Below are 21,986 nucleotides of genomic sequence, written 5' to 3'. Positions count from 1 at the left end.
TTTGGAAGAGGAAGATCAAATTAGACCGGTGTATGTCGTATCGCCAATGGAAAACCGCCACTCTCCGGCTTCGTTCCATGTGGGCTCATGGGTAATTACCCAAATGGCCTGCATACCCGATTGGATAATATAATTTCCATGTTCGTCGCGGGTAGGTTCTTCGTAGTTACCGGAAGGCATACCGGATAGAATGACCTGAGCGTTTCTTCTTCCCTGATAGTTTTTTACCAATGCAATCAGATAACTGTCTATGGCATCCTGTTCGAATATGGAACCGGAGAGGTCAAGTTTCATCAGTTCTTTACAATAAAGAAGAGGTAATAGACTGACTGTTTTTGTTTTTTGCAGATTGATCTCATAGGTGCCGGTAAACAGGGAAATAAAATCAAGATTTATACGTCCGGAAGTAAGCGTAAATGTTTCTATATATAAAGGTCTGAATAAACAGAGAGATAAGCAGTATACAGAGGTTACATCCAACTGTTTTATTTGTGGAGTTTCACTGTATACCCAGATCTTTCTTTTTCCTGATATCAGATTATCAAAGCAATGGGAATAGGTGGTCGGTTTATCCACAAGAACAATGCGCTCTATGGGTGAGTTGTCGCCCCAGTCCAGGTCCAACATTCCGCTGCCCGCTATCCGGAGCTCTGCCTGGGTGTTTTTAGGATCGACCTGCATTTCCATCAACACCGGATAAGACGATGTTTTCAGATATACATTCCGTTCGCCATTAGCAGGGGTAATGTTGTGGAGCTTATAATAGGCTACCGTATCACTACTGATTACATAGTCATCGGTGTAAGACAAAATATCTCCGGCTTGAAGACGGGTACCAAAGGATAGATCTTCGTTGTGAATAAGAAGATCGACCACCCCTTCAATAGAGCCATAGAGATGAAGAGCTACATCATAAATATTCTGACCGGTTGTAACTGTATACTTACCCATTTTTCTCTTTTACTTCTAAAAGCAACTCACCGTTTGTTGAATCCATATAGGCGTTCACGATCGTCATTTTATCATTCTCGAATTCACTTTGTAGCTTAGCGGCTAACCCGGCATTTTCAAAGTTGCCGTGCAGAAATTCAATCAGGCCAACACCTGTTGTGGGATGCTGATAGAGATTGCCGGCCATGGCTTTTAACAGGAAGACTTCATTCTGAGCAAGTGAGGCTTTAATGTAAAAATCTGTGGCATCACCGCTGTAGAGCAATAAGGCGCCATCACCAAAAATAAAATTAAAATTTCCGTTTTCATTGAGCATCCCAAATTCGGAAAGCCGGATGGTTTGCCGGACATCATCATGGACTGTATAGACATTAAACCACTGACTGTTGTCTATCGGATTAAGAAGATACTGTGTAGCTCCATTAGGCAGGTCGATACGAAAGCGAACGGATAATTCTTTATAGGCAGGAATATAAGGGATAGTCACGTGGATGCCGCTCGTGGGTGAATAACTTTTCTCAAAACCAGGAGGAACGGTAATTTCACCGTGAGCATATCGTTCATTATTTCTACCCGGGATTTCCGACAGGTAAGTGAACGTATAAATGATCTGGCCGGTCAGATTGTCGGTGGTTTCTATTTCGCCATGAGCGGCATCTACATGAAGATCTTGTCTGGGCATGAATACTTACTGCTGCAGAGCGTCATAGATGCGTTCGACCGTTCCCCACATATCATCCGGAAGTACTTCGTCCGAGATACGTTCACAGGACGCCTTCAAGTATTGCATCTCTTCGTCATTGAAATCTACATGTAAGGGTTCATCTTTGGTTACGTCCCATTCAATCCGGTTGGTATCCGGGTTTTCTTTCAGGTCAATCGCTTCGCGCTCCTTGGTAGTTATCTCTATTTTGCGAAGGATGGATTTCTTCAGGTTAAACTCACTGAATTTTCCCTCCTTGGGTAATATGGCTGGTATATACAGCCTGTCTTTAATTTGAAGTTCCATTTAATCTGTTTTAAAATTTAAGTGAATTAGTAGTTTATTATAGCTCCGTTGGCCGTCGGAGGGGCAAACTTGGCTGGATTCATGATTCCTACCGCCGTCGGAAGGGCAAACCGCGTCCGGTTCATCATTCCTACCACAGTCGAAGGCATGAATTTGACCCGGTTCATGGTTCCGACGACTGTCGGAGGCTTCAAAACTGTTATTCGCATAGTTTTAAGAAGAATAGAATCCTCGTAGTCAAATGGTTTACTCCCCACCGGTAATTCCGAATTTAATCTGCTCAAGGAATCTATCAAAATCCTCAAAATAACCGGCAACTTTTGATTGAACGGGAAGGGAGCAACTCAGCGTTTCATTCTCATAAGAGATACTGCCTACATACATTTCACCACTATCAGCATCGTTTACATAGATAGCTGTATGGACACGTTCCAGAACATCATTCAGAAGGGTGTATTCAATATGATATTTCCCATGAGAGGTTACGGCTTCTGCTGTTGTTACCAAAGTTATACTTTTTATATTCATGATGATATTTGATTTTGTTTCTAAAGAATAGGAATCATCCCGGCACAAAGTTGTTTTATGAGGTATGATTAACTACCTGATAATGAAAAGAAGGGTATTTGGCACATAGAAGTGTTACAGAATCTCCTTTTACCAAAGTATAGTTCTGTAGGTCTCCGTTGTGATTTCGTACATTCAACAATGTAATTTTATTGGCCCAATTGTAGTTGTAGATAAAGGTAAACATATACCCAAAGTCACTGGGTAGATAGCTAAGCCCAAACATTTCAGCGACACTACTCTCGGTGGGTAAATTTACATTGCAAGTGGTGGTTGCATAAACGTAGAATATGTGGTGCTGTGAAAAATCAATAGAGTAGCTACCCGAACCAAATGAAATGGTCTTTATTTTATTGGAGATCAGCGAAGCGCCCATAATGGCGGCATTGCTATGGATACCAAAATTCCTTCTGGCATTCTTCACATCGAGATATAAACCAATGTTGGTGTAATAAGAATCATACCGGGTATTGGTAAGCCTACCGGTAGTTTTGAATGATCCACCGGCAGTAGCCGGAAATGTATCGTCGCCAAACATAGCATAAGAGATGGACGAGCCGACCCGGAAAAAATCATTGTACAGCGCCAACCCTCCTCCACTGCCGGTAGAAGATGCAACAGACCCAATACGGCCGTAGCTAATCTCAAAACCACCAATATTCCCGGCCGTGGCATTGATAGTGCCGGTCATGGTAACACTACCCGCTGTATTCCAGGTAATATTGCCGTTAGCAAACTGACCGGACCCGTCGTAATTGAGTTTCCACTTTGTTCCATTGGTTATGGAACCATCAGCACCCAATATAATGCCGTTTTTCGATATCTGGTTAGAAGCAATCATCCAACCACCAATGGTGCCGCCAACAGCGGTAATACCGGTTCTGTCCAGCGTTACTTTTACTACATTGGAAGCATCCCTGACAGAAACACTGCCGTTATATGTGCTACCCCCAACAACTAAGGCGGAATCAACCAGTATCTGTCCGGCTCTAACAGTGCCGGTGTAGATTCCATTGGCGTCGATGGTTGTCATGTACCGCTCAGTGGACTGAACATCAAACACTGTAGCATAAGCAACCTTCCACTGGATGGGAGCACTAGCCGTACCCACACCACCGGTAAGGGCAAAGAAACAAGTCGATGAAAAAGTACCACTTGTCCCACACACGATTTTACAGATATACTCTGCCCAATCACCGGTTCCGGCTGTAGAGGTCAACCACTTCTGGCTTCCTCCGTTTCCAATCGCGTTGCTATGATAGGATATAGCTCTCCCCACAGGAATATTGGCTACAATTCGTGCAATCAGAACACGACGGGCTGTAGTGCCAGTACTGAAATTAAACCCACCGCAATACGGTGAGGCAGCACCTGTATTTGTTATGACCAAAGAAACCTTATTATCATTAGGAGCGGAAGAGTCCGAAGTGCGAGTGATCGTTACCGTTCCGTTACCTAAATTATTATATATATTGATACTATTGTTCCCATTGATAAACGTTGGGTCGCGATACAGCATTTTTCCAAAAGCCATGGCCAATGCCAGTTCTTTAGCAGCCTCCGCCTTAGTGGTAGCATCAGTTGCAGCCGCGCTAATAGCCTCCGTCTTCTTTGTATCGGCATACGTCTTGGCAGATGACAGCGCACTATTAGCGGCATTCGTCCAGTTTAAAGATACTGAAGAAGCAAAAGTCACAGTACCACTAGCATCCCAACTGATATTTCCTCCGGCAATAGCGCCGGCACCGGTAGAGTCAAACCGCCATTTAAAACCACGGATACCGTTACTGCCAATAGTAATACCTTCCGAGGCACTTGTATAAGCACCGGAAGCATTGTTTTTAGCCCCGCGATAAAGAGAGTCGCTATCAAAAGCCCAGCCGGCTATCCGGTTATAGACCTCTTTACTACCACTTTTAGTATAGTTAGTTGACAAACAGAAATATTCCGTATTGTCCCACGCCATCATCTGTATGCCGATAAAACCGCTCCTTATAGAATTTCCACTGGCAGCCACCTGACCAAAGACAAGATGCCCGGCATTGTTGGATTGATGCCAGGTCAGCGTTATGCCAAAAGGTTTATAGGCACCAGTATAGTAATATCCTGATCCGCTGGCAGAAGAGCGTATCTGCAAAGGAGTTGCCCCACCGGCTCCAACAGAACCGACCGTCATACTACCGGAGTCAATAGTAAACCCTCCAATGGTGCCTCTCACAAAAGCACAGGTAAGACCATTAACAGCCGCAGCTGTCACAATGGAAGCTTGCACGCTGGCGACATTGAGCTTAGCGGCAGTGATGCTTCCGGCAGCAATCCGGTCGGCAGATAAGGTGCCGGCCTTAATACTATCGGCATTGATACTTACAGCATTGACTTGCTCTGCTGTCAAAGTACCGGTATAAATACCGGTTGCACCAATATATGTCAATGGATGGGAGGTCAGGTAAGTATCTCTCTCCTGGCTTAAAGCGATAAATCGTCTCCTCCTAATCTCTTCCTTTACAGCATCCGTCAATGTACGGGCAGCAGGGGCATACAATTCAGAGGCACCCGATTTCCAATACAAATCCTGATTGTAGCAAATCTGCGGAGCAACCTGCGGAATGGGCGAAGGGCTATAAGACAGTGTTTCAAGATTCTGATCGGAATATAAGTGATAAACAGCGCCGGTAGTTCCTCCACCACGTAAAAACACACCAAAATGCATGCTATTTCCCAAAAGCTGGGCACTGGCAAACATATTGCAATAGATTTCCGATAGTTCGTAGATGTCCCAGGAATAATTAGTTCCACCCCAACCGCCAAAATTTGCTTTAATGAGCAGGGAAAGACCTCCCATGTGGGTAGCAGTATTCCAGGAAGATGGCGCTTGTTCTGAGTAAGCCCTTCTAATAAAGATATCCCGCTTTACTGTTTGATCCCCACCTTTTATTATGACCGGATAGTATTTGTTTTCTTCTCCATTAATGACGATCCTTTTATAATAACGATATCCGTAATTAGTGGATTTGGCAGCATCAATGGCATTGGTCCAGTTTAAAGATACGGCTGGTGAAAAAGTTACGGTACCGGCTGCATCCCAGGAAATATTCCCCCCGGCAATAGCGCCTGCTCCCGTAGAATCCAACCTCCACTTAAAGCCCCGGATACCGGCTGAGCCAATGGTAATATGTCCTGATGCAGAAGTATAAGCCCCGGCCGTATTATTCTTGGTACCCGAAAAGATAGAATCTCCATCAATATTCCATCCGGCAATGATCGCACAGTTCTGATCCACCCGGAAGAGATCCTTACCGCCTTTCAAGGCTATGCGGATACCGTAATTTGTTTCACTACTGTAGGTCTGAGTCGTATCCTTGTCGGCCAACGCACCGATCTGGACAATCTTTACCCGACCAGCTGTTACCGCCGCATCATCATTGTACATCGTTAACCCACGATGACCACGGTTTGAGCCCAATGGAGAATCGCCGGCAGTGGACTTTAGAATGAAACACCGACCATCCAGAGAGTGATAGATTGAATTGGCGGAGATCGTTAACCCACCGATGGTACCTTTGGTAAAGGTGCAAGATAATCCATTAATATAACTCGTATTGATAATGTTTGCTTTAATCTCATCGGCATTCAGCTTAGAAGAACTGATACTTCCGGCTGCAATGCGGTCGGCACTGAGTGTACCTACCGTAATCTTTGAAGCATCAATTCCACTCACATTGATCTGGGAGGCGGTCAGGGTACCAGTATAGATTCCATTCAAATTAATATAAGTGCCCAGATAATGCATATCTTCAGGTGCCGGACTCCAGTCTGTAGGCTTATTCCCTCTTTCCAATTTCATGTGCGCCACCCAATACTTGGTGCTTCCATTGGCACCCCGGTAGAAAAACGGAAGGAAGGAGTTGCCATCCCCGGTCAGTTTGAAAACAATATAAATCTGTTTCCACACATTGGCAGTCACAGAAGTATCGTAATGGGTAACTGCTATTTTTCCTTGGCTAACGTTATTTAATCCCGCATGGTAATGTAAGGGTGTATTTCCATTACCTGCGATGGTTTCATTACACAACACCATAGCTGAATAGGTATATTCCACACCAGTATCCAGCTTAATCCAGGGATGAGACAGTCCGGTACCGACCAGAGTAGCTATCGTACTGGCCCCGCGATAAGTTACTGAAGCGTCAATCGTATACCCTCCACCATTATTCGTAACACCATTGTTCCAACCGGCAGTTCTCCACAAACCGGAATTCCTCAGCAGATTTCGTCCACCCAATTTGATAGCACCCACCTGATTGCTTGTTTCCGTTTTGGCCTGATTGACAGCTTCGGTTTTGAGTGTATCCGCATAGGTTTTAGCAGAAGTCAAGGCACTATTAGCTGCATTGGTCCATAGTAAGGAAACGGATGAAGAGAAAGTAACATTGCCGGATACATCCCAGGAAATATTACCTCCGGCAATAGCACCTGAACCTGTAGAGTCCAATCGCCACTTAAAACCCCGGATACCATTAGAGCCTATAGTAATGGACCCCGAAGCAGAGGTATAAGCTCCGGCCGTGTTATTCTTACTGCCCCTGTATATAGAGTCCGAATCAACAGTCCACCCACCAATCTTTCCACGTACCACATTCAGGGTTAAAGCGTCGATATTGGCAGCCGTGATCAGGCTGGCTTTCAAGGCATCTACATTTAATCGGGAAACATCAATAGTGCCAGCGGTAATTTGAGATGCATTTATTCGAATAGCATTGACAGTGCCGGCTGAAAGCGTGCCGGTAAAGATTCCATTGGCATCAATATATGTAAGCTTGGTTGCCCATTTTTCATCATTGGCTGTTTTAGTGAGGGCATCGGCAACAGCACGCGCATCCACACCTGCCTTCTTCGCATCGGCAATATCTGCTTTTACTGCATCAATAGCAGCAGCCTTCGCATTATTGGCTTTGGTAGTGGCATCTGCTGCGGCAGTGGCTATGGCATCAGCCTTAGCACTATTAGCTTTCGTCTGCGCATCTTTACTTGCTGTGGAGATCGCTTCAGCTCGGGCACAATCAGCCTTAGCCGTGGCATTACTGGCAGCCGCTGTTATCGCTGCGTTTTTTGCACCAGTAGCCTTGGTGGAAGCATCGGTAGCAGCAGTAGAAATGGCATCCACTTTTGCCTGATTGGCTTTTACCTGAGCATCTGTAGCAGCAGTAGTGAGAGTCTCGGATTTAGCAGTTGCTATGGCAGAGGTCCAATTCAGAGAAACGTCCGAACCAAATTCAATTTTACCAGTGGCTGAATTATACTTGATGAACTGACTTCCCCGTCCTAATTGAGCACTTCCTGTACTGTCAACAAAAAAGGTTTTATAGCCGTCCTTAAAACCGTAAACGCCATTGATAAGTTCAGAGATCACCCCTCCGGAGGCATTCATTGTACTTAGCTGGAATTTTCCCAATGCAATACCGGTTAGCGTTCCATTGCTATTCTTCGTCCCGGCAAATATCTTAGGTGTAATGAGAGAGCCGGAATCAATAACCGTTTTATTTGTATTCCAGTCGCTGACCCAATCCAACAGGTTGGCATCAACACCGGATACACCCGCTTTAGCTTTGGCATAGGAAAAAGACAAATGAAAACTCTTGCCTTCTACCGTTACGGGAATATCAATAATACCATTATCGGCAAGAGTTGTCCCTGCCCGGAAGATAATCGTAATAACCGCCCCGGACTTAGACAAACTACAACCAGACAGTGAAGGTAACGTACCAATGACAGGAGTGAGAGCAAGATCGCCTTTTAAAGCGGAGACTGTTGTTGAGACACTGGTATCCGCATGTACCTTTCCATCTTTATCGGTTGATAGAAGATAGCTACTGCGTGATAAACGGACGGAATAGGAACTCTTACCGTCGCGCTGTTTATAAACCGTAAAGATGTCTGTATATTCAAGTTCTTTATATACAGCAGTATATCTGACCTGCAGTACGTTTCTCCCTTCCCAGTATATGCCGTTTGGCCTGACATTCAGATAACTGGTCGTATCTGATAGTTCTTCCCAGACCTGGCCGGATGAGAGGTAATGCCATTTCCTTGTGGTAGATACAAAATTGTATTCACAAGCTTGTATCTGAATTTCAACCGGTTCAACAACTGTGTCATTATCCGAATAGTGAAAAACGTTTGCTCCGCTCAGACTGACGTACCTGGCCATCAATGACTCACGGCTCTCTTCATCAAGAGCCTCCCACCGGATGGTAACATCCTGAAGAATAATCTTATCTTTTTCCCATCTGAAACGGCCGGATGCAAAATGACCGGTACCATCTGGGTAAATCACAAATGAACTGTCACGAGAAGAAATGGAACCGTCTTCATTTAACCTGAGCAGTGGGTTTTGTATGGTTCCTCCAATTCCTCCTTTATTAAACCAGGCACCATAATCTTCTACATAAGAGAGTGTACCATCGGTGGGCTGATACTGTGAAGGGGTTGTGCCGGATTCAAGTTGGGCGGAGGTAATCATAAATATATCAGAGATACAGCTTAATCCAATAATCATATATTGGGATTGAGCATCCTGAATACGGAAAGAGATGGAATAGCGTTTCCAATCTTCCGAATCAATCCGGATATCTGCTACATGGTAATTATCTTGTCGGATCGTCACAATGGTATCCGGTTCTCCTTTCATCCAAAGTGAAAAGCAATACAAGGAATCAACATGTTCTTTACGCCATATTCCGTCCTGCACAATCAGGCCGGCGGACTGATCGACACGCCAGCAACAACCAATACCTGCCGGGCTCTTCTCGGTTACAGGTATTATGGCATCATCAACAAACTTGCAATCGATACTATTGAGGAGCACATTCTTGTGAATCCGACCTACGTAAAAAGTGCTGGCAAAACCATTCTCATCTCCCGCCGTTAACGTACCGGCTATATTTACATTTCGGGTGGCGTACAGGTTTTGAAAGTATGCGCCATAACCTTCCAATACGCCAAACACGGGGTCGACAATTCCTGAGACCTTGCCTATACGCGCTTTTGTGGCATCTGCAAAGGTGGAAATGTCAGATTGCAGGACGATATTAAAATCTGCTATTTCACACCAACGGCTGATTACTGCCAGCATAGCATTCAGATTGATACTAAAACAACGCGGATAAGACTTCGGATAATCAATGTTGATCAGATGAAGTTTGTACGTCCAGTCTGTAGTGACATTGATCACATCCGCCCCGTCTATTTGGGAGTTATCAACATAGCCCAATGAGATAGGGATGTTATCAATAGCATGAGAAGCCCTGATTTTATAAGATATGACAATGCGCTGGGGATGTCCAACCAACCCATCGAGCGGCTGTTTGAGAATGATCGAATCAGAACCGGAGACACCTCTTTTCTTTCGGCTAATCCGTATGATCCGGCTGGCATCCTCATAAGAGGGAGTATACGTGATCGTTGCATAATCACTACTCGTTACTGCATATTTATTTCTATCCGGAACTTCGGGGGAGCCGCCTGTCATACAAGGAAAAGAGAGGGAGTTTTCGAAAGCCAATCCATCAATCACATCCATGTACGGTGCTTCGCTGTCGGAGGCGGTCAGGTATAGGGCTCCACTACGATCGGAATCAAATAGATTGGTTATACGGACAAAGTCAAGGATCTGTCCGCTTTGAGGTTCATCCCCTTCAATCAAGGCGCCAACGAAGTAAGACGAATCTTTACCCGCAACCTGCTCAACCCCGGTATCTGTAACGATCATCAGTGAATAATAGAGGTTGGGGTAATCAAAATATTGCCGGCGGACAACATCGCCCACTTTCAACCCTTGAGTTTTTTTAGCTTCAGGGTCAATTAATATTTTGTATAGAGGATACTTATATACTGACATATCGGTTGGTTCTTAATTCACTTTTTGTACGCTATCTCCGGAACAATGGTCAGACACCCATAATGCGCCATTGGTTGCTGAGAGTTTCTGCACTTCTAACTCATAGATACGCATCTTCTTACGGATGGTCAGTTCATCAAAAGTAGCAGCAACATTGCCGGTGGTCTTGTTATTAAAAATGGCCCAGCCTGAACCGGCAAAGCCTGAGGAGAACTTTTCGGAACTCAGATTGGCTGTAAAAAGAGCGTCTCCAACATGTTTGATACCTCCATTTATAGCCAGCAGGCAACTCTCACTATCAAAGAATAGTTGCCTATCCATTAAACGGGTGTAAGAACCATCAATTCCAATGTATTCTTTTCCTTCAACGGGTTTATTTAGTGTAATAAAATCGGCATCAGTCTCTATATACAGGGAGTTGGATAATCGGTTTAATGGTTGAAGCTTGCTACTGGAAGCACCGTATACAAAGCGTGTTTCGTGGTTATAGGTTACCGGAGCTTCTCCAATTATGTTCCGGATAACACAGGAAGCAAAGACAAGCCCATACTCTTTTCCATAAAGAAAACTCTCATGGCCACTGCCGAAACGCATGCGTTTATGAATGATCATTCCTTCATCAAAACTGTCTCTTCGATAACTGGATAACAGTTCATCTCCATAGTTATGACGAACAACCAAACCATCAGGCAGGTAAGCAGCACCGTACTTGCTCAGTAGGGCATAATCGCCATCTACATCGAAAAGATCAGTCAATAAACGAAGTTTATGGGTATATCCACTTCCAAGCAATACATCGCCATTGATGGCTCCTAATTGTATGTCTGTAGCATTGGCTCTGACCAAAACAGGGGCTTCACCGACTTTGATACCACATCCGGTAGTAAATGACAGATTCGTATCCAAGTGAACAATACAGTTTTTATCAATCCGAAGAGCGGTTTTTCCTCCGCTTCCCAGCTCAAAGCCATACAGGGAGCTTAGGTTACCGGAAAGAACAGTTTCTCCCTGAACGGACAAACGGCCGTGGATTATAGCGTCTTTCATCGTCCAGTCTATTTGCTGGGAATTGGCATTGCCACCATGATAAACTGTTTGCCCATGGATGCTTAATTGGTCAGCCGACAGGTAAACTCCTTTTTCTTTATTTTCTCCTATAAGAAAATTACCGGTGGACTCAAGAGAAGAGGTACCAAAGTGAATATACTTACCAGACAGGGTTGTGGTTTGAGATGCTTTTGCATAGGATAACACATTCTCTCCGGAAAGCAATAAACCGTTGCCACCAATCTCCAGATTGCCATAAACCCGTAGACCATAACTGGTAACTCCTTCACGGCTGTCTTGATAGGTTTCCAGGATGCGATGATTTGCAGTTCCGGCTTCCAACCCATAATTAGCCCTGAGCATACCGGACATATCTCCACCACTCTTTTTCAGGTAGTCCAACAGAATACCTCCATCCCCACTGTCTGCCTCTCCGGTTATACCACCGGAAATAGCTTCCGCAAAGTTATAAGCGGTATTATGAAGACGAATGGAAACCTCATCGCCCTCGACAACGCCCCAGGGGTGGGAATCACTTTTCCGGTCCTGAGCATTAAAGAAACTGTTATAGAGATGGATGTATATCTTATAACAGAGGCTATGTGTGTCCAGATGGCTGATAGCGGGATTCAATTCTACACTCATTGGGTAAAAGTCGTTTTAGAAAGAAACTTCTCTATCTTGGAAATCAGTGATGAGAAACTGGCGGCGTTCACAGCAGGCATGGTACCCATCATGGTGGGAGTCATGATCTTACTGCATTCCGTCAGGAAGTCTAGCATCAACTTGGCTAATTCATTTCCCAGCACCAATGGCTCGGTTGCATCCTCTGCCCCCAGCGTTATCTTTTTCTCGGTAGTAGTGATGGCACAGTCTCCAACGCTTTGTTCAATCTTATCTGCCGATTGCCGGATGACAGACTGGTCGGTAACAAATTCGATTTGCTCCGGTGTAATCTTCTGAGTAGCTTGTTTGTCGTTTTCATCCTTTACAATCGTTTCTACAGAGGATGCGGAGTACTTGGTAGAAGATTCTTTTCCGGTGGGTTCCAACTCATCATAATCGGGAGTATTCTCATCCTGTGAATCCAATTCTTCGGTTTCCGTCACGCCGATAGTAATTTCCTTATGCACAGATAACTGAATTATATCTGCATGGGAGTAATTTACGATATACATATACTGGGTAGCAGAATCCGAGACGACCGTTACATCTGAGAACAGAGTCGGAATAACCAGAAAGCCTCCCTGGTTGTCTTTAGTTCCCGAGAGCAATACCCCCTTATGGATGAGAGGCTCTGAACTGGCTGTCTCATCGGGATATTCGCCCACATCAATCGTACCGGCATATACATCAAATTCATCATCATCCGGATTGTTGTGGATTTTGGCCACATAACCGTGAATCATCCTTGCAGTACCAATCCCGGACATTCCGGTGGGAGACATATCAATCCGTTCAATGCTTCTACCCAGTGCGATTTTGCGTATGGCCTCTTTGATCATACGCTGGCTGTTCATTTGTTTGTTATTTACCTTCTCCATAAGTTGATTTTGAACCGCGAATTTTATAGGGCAGGGAGAGTTTTTGTCTATACCCATTTGTACCAAATGTTGTGGTTACTTCATCCACCAGGTAGATTCCATTCTTGGAAGGATTACGGTCATCGACCAGTTCAATCTGTACCGCTGTTGGTAGGCCGAAGTCACCGAAAATGGTAACCGAACCGGTAATACCATTCAGGTTATAGCTGCGGAAATATTCTATCGTTTCCTCTGCCAATTCATCGGAGCTAATTCCCATGCGGGTGGACATATAAGGAACGACTGTATAAGTGCTCAGGTCTACTTTGGTTTTCGTTTTTGCACCTTCTGCAGTCGTATTGCCTGTTATCTTATGCGTCTTTTTGGAAATCTGGGTTGCATTGATCGTCTGAAATTCTTTGGAGGAAGGGCTTGACGGGTCATATTCAGGGTTAAGCCTTATCGTTACCTCAAAGAATTTCTCATCAACACCCAATGCTTTGCCGGTAACTGCAAGGAACTTGGGATCGACTTTAAGCACTTTCAGGTCATTGCTTGCTACATGGTAGTCAAAACGTATCTGGTACGGGCCGGTAGCCTCATCGGGAAATACCGGCTGGTTCTTGGAAGATGAATAGGGTCTACCTACGGCAATGGAGGGCATTTCATCTTCTGAATTGCTATCGTATTTGAGAAAGCAATAGACTTTGTACTTACTCCATTCATTCAGGATATCGGCAACCGTAAAATTGTCCGTTACCTTGACCTTGCCAATCTCAATATCAAACTTTTTAGTGTCACCATGCAGTTTAAAACCGGTATCTTTCAGTAGACTGTACTTTTCTCCCAACAGGTCATTGATTTTTGTTCCCCGGATGGGTGTTTCAAGTTTCGGGGCCTGCTTGAGTTTGAGTTTATAGGCCATATTCTCGCAATCAATCTGGAAATTGCTGTCGGAATTATAAGCCGTGATATAACCATCGAACATATTCTTCAGTACACCATTGTAGCCTAACTTAATGTTAATTCGCTGACCAACTTTAAAGGTATTCTCATTGACAGCTGTCTGGGCAGCCCGTTTTTCGATGATAACCCCGTCCTGCATGATTTCTGTAGTTACCAGACTGGCATCAACACCTTCCAGTGTAATGGCTCCGATCACCGTGCTTTTATAGATGCTTCCTTTGGGCAATGTGATCTTTGCCGTACCGATCAACTTCTTATACGACTCATGAATTTCAATCTCTGATACTTCAGTGATCTCAATGGGATTTTTGATTTTGATAGGGTTATCCGCATCCGCATCTCCAATCCGGATATGGCAAGAGAGGACATCGACTGAACTTATATCCATTTCTGTGTAATCTTTAGTAATGCAGTGGGTTCGATAATATCGGTGCCGAACCGGATGGCTTTAAGCCATTTATTTGTATCGGCTATGGAGTCATCTACCTTTTCCTGTTCGCCCAGTTTTAACTGAATGGATTCGGAGGGTTCGACAGCTACACAGGAGATGCTGTAATTTTGAATATTCCGGAATTCGGAAGGGGCAAGGTTGTAACTCAGAAGAATAAGTCGGTTAATATTCAACTGGCGAAGGATGATATTATCGCAGTCAATTACCCCTTTGTATTGCATCAGACGAAGGAATTTACTTACTTCAGCCTCCGGGTAGACATCCGGATATTTAGAGGTAATTTTTCCGTTGATGGTTATCTCCAAATCACCACCCGAGATAAACTCTTTGCGGGTGTAATCCCGGCCTTGTACGGTGGTAAGCACCACATTGTTTTTGCTGGAGACTTGTACCATCGGCTGTAAATCAACAAAGGTGGTTATTCCGTAAGTTTTGTTGGATTCTATTTTCCCGGCCTTACTGTCGTAATAACTTCCTTCTTCGCTAATGGTCAATTCAAGGTAATCGCTGACTACATTTCCAACGATGGTATCCGAATAACTTTTTAGAGCGGCAACGGCCTGTTGCTCTTTGATTAGCTGGTAGTATTGCCCGCTCTTATTGGCCAGGCTTGTCTGAGACAAGGTCTGAAGGTATTTATCCCGGTTCTTCTGTTCCCAGTATTTCAGGTAGCGGGGGTAAGAACGTAGCATGCCATAAGCCAGCTGAGAGGCGGTTTGCCGGATAGCTCGCTTAAGAATCTTTGTATCCTTGGCGAAATAATGAACGGCACCATCCTCGAAATGAGATAGACCAATGCCAAGTGCCCTACGAGCGGCATCACTGAGATAGCCACTCACACTTCCATGCGAGAGCACACCACCCGAGGTCAGGGTGCTACTTGCAATTCCCCACAATCCTTTTTTATAATTCATCATTCTATCTTTTATTAATTTACACGATTCAGGGACTTGCCTGAGGCGCCGGAGTGCTCGCGAGAGGCAAACTGCTCGAAGTTCATGGTTCGCGAGGGCTCGCGAGGTGTATTCAGCTCTTGATTCCCTTAACTATTCCAACTGGCGTCAAAGTCATGAACCACATCAATCAGAACTTGAGCCAGTTGTTCTTTCAGGTTCTGAACCTCTGCCATCTGCCCCTCTTCGGACTTAAGCAGATCAATAGTCTCCACACTTAAAAGATTAGTGATATTGACTATAACCTGTTTGGGAGCAGCCGAAGAAAGTTTACCGGTTCCACTATAATTTCCTCCGGCATAACCGTCATCCCCATCCGAAAGATGGTTGTTGGTAATACCATTCGCATTGAAAGGTGATGTGTCATTAAACAGGGGCTCATTCGAAAAGAGCTGCGGAGTAAAGCCTGCCGTACGCATGATATTTTCAGCAGCCTCGGAAGAGCCGCCAAAAGTGTTTCGGAGTGTAGAGGTCAGGGCTACCAGCTGCTCACGAAGCTTCATTGTATTAGAAAGTGCAGTTTGACGTTCGGTATCCGTAGCATTCTTTCCCGGACTCTTCTGTACCCATAAGCCTTTATCATTCTGGTAGTAACCAAGGTCGGGCATCTGGGAAAAGTTAAACCCTGCCTTTTCTATCAATGCTCGCGCTCCGGTACCATCTGCGATGGCTTTCTGATAAGCATGAGCCGCCACTTCGATTTCCTTAACCGTAACCGTATTGTGATAATTGGCATAATGCCAGGTTTTATGGGCGTCAGCAGATTTCAGGTCTTCAATACCTTTTTTATACTTGATCCTTCCTTCATGATCTGTTGTCCAGAGAGATGGGTCTAACTTATTTTCATCTTGCCCGTATTTAAGATGGATATTCTCAATAAAAGCACCAACCTCCAGAGCACTACGAAATTTACCAAACTCAGCAAAAGCGGAGTTGACACGCGCCTGACTATCTTTCTTAGCCAATGTTACCAGTGCGGCTACCGCATCGTCCTGATAAGCGTCCTGAGTGGTATACTCGGTCATGGTGGTGCCCATCCCATATCTGGAAGAATTTGCTACTGCCCAGGAAGAGAAAAGACTTCCCCACCAATTGCTTGTGAAAGCACCGATCTTTTGGCCAGACTCTTCCTGGACCGTTTTACCGGAGGTTAGGTCATCAACAGCCTTTTTGGCATTAACAGCCATGGTATAGGTGTGGCTTAAGGAATCATGGAGTGCCTCAATAGAAGGGTAACGGTATTTACGATTGGCCTCGATCTCTTCCAGTACCGCGTCTTTAGCCTTCTTCACTTTCCAGGTTTTATAGGCCAACCAACCCAGAGCGGCAACCAGAGCAGCAATACCGGCTGTGGCAGCTACGGCACCGGTGCCCAATGCAGAGATAGAAGCACCCGCACCAATCAGGCCATTTCCTGTAGCGACTTGTTGGGCAAACAAACTGGAAGCAGCACCACGGGCAAAGATTGCATTAGGACCTCCCATAAGACCGGCATTCATCAGCGCGGTAGACATAGCTCCCTTACCTGTGATGCCAGCGGCAGCCATCGCACTGACAATGGCACGCTTATTTGCAAAAGTTAAGGCTTTCACATTACGGGTACCCATACCGCCGAGAAGGGCACTAATGGCATTCATCGAGGAACCTGCCAGATTTTGCTTACCCAAAAAACCAAGGGCAACGCCCAGATTGGTAATAGCACCGGCCAGTTTAAATATTCGGGTGGCTACAATACTGGTAAATAACATCGGTTCCAACCAGTAGAAGTTACGAGTGAACCAGGTAGCAATATTACTTAACACCGAAAAGATGTCTAACAAGACATTTCCGATAGCATTAATACCCTGCGCAAATTCAGGAGCCTTGAATTTAGCTAGGAAGCTTTTGAGAACACCTTTGATACGGGGCTCCAACAGTTCGAAGGATTGCATAAAGCTTTCAGAGAACTGAGAGGTAACCTGATACCAAAGTCCTTTGGTGGTATCCTGCTTGACTTTGGCCAACTCACCGGAGATACCTTGGGATGCCCGGTTATGAGACGAGAGCTCGCGAAGTTTATCGTAGTTCTTTAGGAACATCATGGCAGCGTTACCTCCGATCTTACCAAAGATCGCCTGCATGTCGGCCATTGTTGCACCCTTTTTCTTCAGTTCTTCAAAAATATCAGCCAGCGGACGAAGTCTCTCAACTTGCTTGCCATAGATATCCTGATATTCGGTAAACTGAATGCCCAACCTCTCAAGCGTTTTGCTGGCCTCCTTAGTCGGCTTGGCAAAACGGGTGGCCATAGCACGAAGAGAGGTTCCCGCCATTGTGCCTTTGACACCCATATTACCCAAGATACCGATAGCAGCAGAACTCTCGGTAAAATCGACACCGGCCATTTTCATGTATCCGGCAGACATCTTGAAGGACTCGGCCATCTCAATGATATTTACATTGGAACGGGAAACAGTGGAAGCCAGGATGTCTGCCACACTGGGCATACTGCTACTTTTAATATCGTACCCCGCCATTATATTTGTAGCCAGGTCGGCAATCTGCGAGATGTCGTTATCACCAATCAGGGCCAGGTTGGTAATCGGGCGGATGGAGGCATTGATCGTTTCAATACCCATACCAGCCATAGAGAGGTATTTAACAGCGCCGGCAACCTCAATGGCTGTGAACTTGGTTTCAACACCGATCTGCCGAACGTATCTGGCCATTTTGTCAAAACGAGTTTCAAAAGTAGCCAGATCAGTGTCCGCCACTTTTAATATGCTGTGCGCCGACTCCATGATATTGGCATACTCCACCGCTTTGGTCAGTTCGGATTTGACCAGACTATAAGCCATATAAGCGTTGAACATATAGGCAAAGGGCAAGTTCCTGAAGTTAGGAGCACGAGAGTACTGCAGGCGATTGATAGCAGCACGCCTGGTGCCTCCATACATAGACTGGCTCAATATAGACTGACGTTGAGCATTACGGATGGCACCGGCTGCATTCTGCTGTTGTCGTCGTTGTGCTTCACGTTCCCGCCTGCGCTGTTCAGCCAGTGCTTTTTTCTGTAAGGCCTCTTGTTGACGGAGCAAGCGAGCTTGTTCGCGCTCCATGCGGCGAGTTGCAGCTAACGCATTCTGACGCTGAATTTTGGCAGCTTCCTCTTGTTGTTGAAAGAGTCGTTTTTGCTGGGCGAGCCGCTGATTGGCATAAAGCCTTTCGTTTAGTCGCTGTTGCGCCTTATCCGTCATAGTGAAGGATGCAGGATTGATTGGAGCATATTTTAAGTTCCCGGCAAGTAAAGAGGATGAGTTCAGGCGTAAAGTGGAACCTTTAGCGCTTAATGTGCGCACCTGAGTAAGCAAGGTTATGATTTCCTGCAAACGGCTTTTAGCCTGAGTGGTATTCACTTTGATCTCCCGGGTCTCAATGCTCTTTAACCCGGCATTTATCTTACCAATGCTTTTTGTTATTTGTTGCTGGGCATTCAGGAAACTCTTGGCTGCACCATTAGCCAGGCTCTGCCCTTGCTGATTAATGTTATTATTGAGTAAAGCATTGGCCTGGTTTTTTAGTCCTTTGGTATTTAAGGCTTTTCCTGTGGTAAGAACCAGATTGATACCTTTGGTCTTTGCGGCAATATCAACCAATAGTGCCTGTACGCGTTCGAGCTTCTTTTCGGTGCCACTAGTATCAATATTGAATTTATAGGAGTAGTCACGTTTCCTTCCGGCCTTGGTGCGAAATACCCGGTCAATCTCATCCATCATCTTTTTGATATTGTTTACCGCTCCGTCCAGATTCGTTCTGGCAGCAGTGAGTCGGGCTACGCTATCGGCAAAGGCGGTAACGTTCTGGACACCTTTAGTGGCATCCACATTGATGGTGTAATTGACGGTATAGTTCTGAAATTGACCTTGGCTCATGGAAAAGAATTCTTTCTAAAAGAATAGGCTAAAAAGAGACGCTGTGATTAAAAGTCCGGAAAGAAAAACCCCTGTGACCTATGGAAGGGTTACAGGGGCAAAACAGGAATGGAACCTTTTTAGGGAAGAATAGCACTGGTTTTAGTAGCTAGCATTTGCTGGTGTAACCATAAGGCATCTTCCGATAACATGGCAAATTCGTCATCTGTTATTTCATTTAGATTCACGCCGGGAAAGTAATGGCGAACGTATATCAAGCGCTGCCGGATACGTTGCGTTTCAGTTACCTCCCAGCGAGTTATAAATTTACGATTGTACTCTGACGGGTAGTGATGATTTCAGAGAGCTGTCCCATCAAACCAAAAAGGAAAAGAGATTCATTGTCGATGAGTTCTTTATCACCGTCAATAAAACAATCTTTAGCTAGCTGGCGCATAGCATTTACCTCGTCTTTTTTGGAAGCGGCCATGAATTTAGAAAATTTAGGGAAGTCCGGCTCGCTCATGTAGGCGACGTAGAACTCTTTTTCGTCGGCTTCAGTTTCGCCGAAGACAACCATAGGGTATACTTTACGAAGTTTCTTTTCTTCTTTAAGTTGGAACGCTTTTTCTTTGATTTGGGACTCTTGGGTAAGAGTTAGATTTCTTTCTGTCATATTGATTTCTTTCTATTTTACCTAAGAATAGAAACTAAACAGAAAGAATGTTTTAATTAAAGTAGAATCTGTTTCTTGTTTATAGAATATGCTTTTCAATCTGGAATTTATATCAACTCAGTATATATTATTACTCTTCACTTTTGTCTATATCATTAATACCAGCATCGTCATTTATACAAGAGAGTATTTCCTCTCTCCGACTCAACAACTTTCTTAAGTCTTCATAATGAAATTCAATCTCCTCTTCATCCCATTTCTGCTTTTTATTAGTGATATCATAAACTATTTTTCGATTAGGAGCAAGGATTCTATTGTAATATTTACCCGTCTTTGAGGCTTTACCGATTGGTACTTCATTATTCATTTTAGAATTATTTCTCCTACTTACCAAGAATAAATTACCAAGACAATCAAGTTTTTTAAAATCCGCATTCTTTGTTGACTGTGGCAGATGATGCTCCACTGAATTATAGTACTTAAATTCAAAATCAACCACATACTTCAATTGATTGATCTCTACTGTCTTGTTTTTACTAGCTACCCAATACAGATAATCTATTAAATTAAAGAGCATATGTGGCGTACTAATTCCCTCCGCATATACTTCACCTGTGTTTATCTGGGCTTGAATTTCAGTTCTGTCATAATAATCAAGAACGATCCTATCGAGTTGTCTCAAATAATCACTTGGGCTCCATTCTTTTTCCTCTTTAAATAAAGACAATACATCTTGTAGCCAGTTTTTATAAATGCGAGTACGGTAAGTCACTTGCAACATGGATAGACATTTAATTATGCGAGTCTGAATATGTGTGTCACCAAATGTATTGCGATATCTCAACGCACTTTTTTCAGTGTCTCGATATGGCATCCGCAGTGTCCATTTGTAATCATCCGCCGCCGTATCAATAGCTTGTGTTTTTATCACATAAGTGTCAAAAACACTACGATAGTAGAGCAAATTGTAAATAAAATCCATAGAGTCATTCTCCTGCCACTTATTATTATCAATCACGTTTAGCAATTCTCGTTCATGCAATATAACCTCTTTTATATCCGATTTGACAGTCTCACGTTTATAGACCAGTTTTAAAACATGCATAAGAAAATTAGGGAAGTCAATTATAGAATTAGCTTTACCATCAGAGTCTTCATAGTCTTCCGCTTCTGTTGAAGAGGTGTTGCTTTCAATAATATTCTTATTATCAACAAGTATGTCAGTTAGACTTAATCCATTTGCAACGGATTTTACGGGATTTTGTTCGTTACTTGCTTTTGGCTGAAGAACAAAATCATCCGAAACTACGGGGATGGGTATTGGGCTATAATTTTCTCCAAACAATCTTTCACGATGATCTTTTATGAAAGAACGCTGAATATAAGTGTCCATTTGAGAACAAGCATCCCAGATAATCGCAAATGTATGTCGTTTCTCTGGGCATGTTATCTTCCCCATCATTTGTGCTTTTAAAATATCATGTTTTTGCAATTGTTCACCACGGTTATTCATTATCTCAAAGTAGGCAGCAACATCAGTATCACTTGGCATTTCGACACAAACCAGATAGACATGATCAAAAAAGTAATTAATAAAATCGACATCCACTACAAATTTATACTTTTCATTCTGTATTGGATGCCAAGTTCTTATACTATCAACAGCATCAAAAAATGTCGTAACACCAGATATTTCAACTTCTTGCAAACTGGAATCTTTATAAAATGCTTGCAAAAAACTCGCAACTTTCGGTCGAGCATCATATTTTAATATAACTTCATTACACTGGGGTTGAAGTATCTTGGCAATAAGTGATATTACAGTCAAACGTTGCTGGCCATCAATTACTTCGAAGTTCCCATTGTCACGCGGCAAGACAAAAAGGCTTCCAATATAATAATTTTCAGGAGTATCTTTGTTTCTACAGTATGAGTCATAAATATCCTGAAGTAGTTGATGTATTTCATCTCTTCCCCAAGCAAATCCTCTCTGATACAAGGGTATTACATATTTTTCGGTGAGAATGCTTCTCAATGTTTTGGTTAATTCTTCCAC

General features: G+C 44.0%; 13 protein-coding genes. All 13 read right to left on the bottom strand.

Translation table 11 applies throughout. The features are described from left to right. Positions 1 to 15: 15 nt before the first annotated feature. The 13 genes from D0T87_RS02435 to D0T87_RS02370 all read right to left on the bottom strand — a co-directional run bounded on the left by D0T87_RS02435 (position 16) and on the right by D0T87_RS02370 (position 21,986). Complete coding sequence (locus tag D0T87_RS02435) at positions 16 to 951, bottom strand: hypothetical protein (protein ID WP_163172502.1); 936 nt, start codon at positions 949 to 951, stop codon at positions 16 to 18. Beyond that, positions 944 to 1,633: a hypothetical protein gene (locus D0T87_RS02430; protein WP_163172500.1), complete on the bottom strand. Its 690-nt coding sequence runs from the start codon at positions 1,631 to 1,633 to the stop codon at positions 944 to 946. Before D0T87_RS02430 ends, D0T87_RS02435 begins: the two co-directional genes overlap by 8 nt. A 6-nt stretch (positions 1,634 to 1,639) precedes the next feature. After that, positions 1,640 to 1,960, bottom strand: coding sequence for an RNA-binding protein (locus D0T87_RS02425; RefSeq protein WP_163172498.1), 321 nt, complete (start codon positions 1,958 to 1,960; stop codon positions 1,640 to 1,642). 26 nt (positions 1,961 to 1,986) lie between these two features. Further along, positions 1,987 to 2,169: a hypothetical protein gene (locus D0T87_RS02420; RefSeq protein ID WP_163172496.1), complete on the bottom strand. Its 183-nt coding sequence runs from the start codon at positions 2,167 to 2,169 to the stop codon at positions 1,987 to 1,989. Between the two features lie 37 nt (positions 2,170 to 2,206). Next, positions 2,207 to 2,488 (bottom strand): hypothetical protein, encoded by a 282-nt coding sequence (locus tag D0T87_RS02415; protein ID WP_163172494.1) that lies wholly within the window; start codon positions 2,486 to 2,488, stop codon positions 2,207 to 2,209. Positions 2,489 to 2,543: 55 nt separating this feature from the next. Beyond that, positions 2,544 to 10,424 (bottom strand): hypothetical protein, encoded by a 7,881-nt coding sequence (locus D0T87_RS02410; protein WP_163172492.1) that lies wholly within the window; start codon positions 10,422 to 10,424, stop codon positions 2,544 to 2,546. Positions 10,425 to 10,436: 12 nt separating this feature from the next. Continuing rightward, complete coding sequence (locus D0T87_RS02405) at positions 10,437 to 12,116, bottom strand: hypothetical protein (protein WP_163172491.1); 1,680 nt, start codon at positions 12,114 to 12,116, stop codon at positions 10,437 to 10,439. Further along, a complete protein-coding gene (locus D0T87_RS02400; protein ID WP_203558588.1) occupies positions 12,113 to 13,015 on the bottom strand; it encodes a hypothetical protein in 903 nt (300 codons plus the stop codon). Before D0T87_RS02400 ends, D0T87_RS02405 begins: the two co-directional genes overlap by 4 nt. After that, the gene (locus D0T87_RS02395; RefSeq protein WP_163172489.1) at positions 12,999 to 14,348 is read right to left on the bottom strand and encodes a hypothetical protein; all 1,350 of its coding nucleotides are present in this window, start codon (positions 14,346 to 14,348) and stop codon (positions 12,999 to 13,001) included. The genes D0T87_RS02400 and D0T87_RS02395 overlap by 17 nt, the downstream gene beginning before the upstream one ends. Then, the gene (locus D0T87_RS02390) at positions 14,339 to 15,328 is read right to left on the bottom strand and encodes a DUF6046 domain-containing protein (RefSeq protein WP_239063428.1); all 990 of its coding nucleotides are present in this window, start codon (positions 15,326 to 15,328) and stop codon (positions 14,339 to 14,341) included. The genes D0T87_RS02395 and D0T87_RS02390 overlap by 10 nt, the downstream gene beginning before the upstream one ends. A 125-nt stretch (positions 15,329 to 15,453) precedes the next feature. Further along, a complete protein-coding gene (locus D0T87_RS02385) occupies positions 15,454 to 19,275 on the bottom strand; it encodes a phage tail tape measure protein (RefSeq protein ID WP_163172487.1) in 3,822 nt (1,273 codons plus the stop codon). A 298-nt stretch (positions 19,276 to 19,573) separates the two neighbouring features. Continuing rightward, positions 19,574 to 19,930 carry a hypothetical protein gene (locus tag D0T87_RS02375; RefSeq protein ID WP_163172485.1) on the bottom strand — a complete coding sequence of 119 codons (357 nt, stop codon included), beginning with the start codon at positions 19,928 to 19,930 and terminating at the stop codon, positions 19,574 to 19,576. Between the two features lie 130 nt (positions 19,931 to 20,060). Next, positions 20,061 to 21,986 carry a DUF262 domain-containing protein gene (locus D0T87_RS02370; RefSeq protein ID WP_163172483.1) on the bottom strand — a complete coding sequence of 642 codons (1,926 nt, stop codon included), beginning with the start codon at positions 21,984 to 21,986 and terminating at the stop codon, positions 20,061 to 20,063.

The sequence above is a fragment of the Bacteroides sp. 51 genome, from assembly GCF_010500965.1.
Classification (GTDB): domain Bacteria; phylum Bacteroidota; class Bacteroidia; order Bacteroidales; family Bacteroidaceae; genus Bacteroides.
The sequence above is the reverse complement of the archived record's forward strand: the minus strand, read 5'-3'. Positions and strand labels throughout refer to the sequence as shown.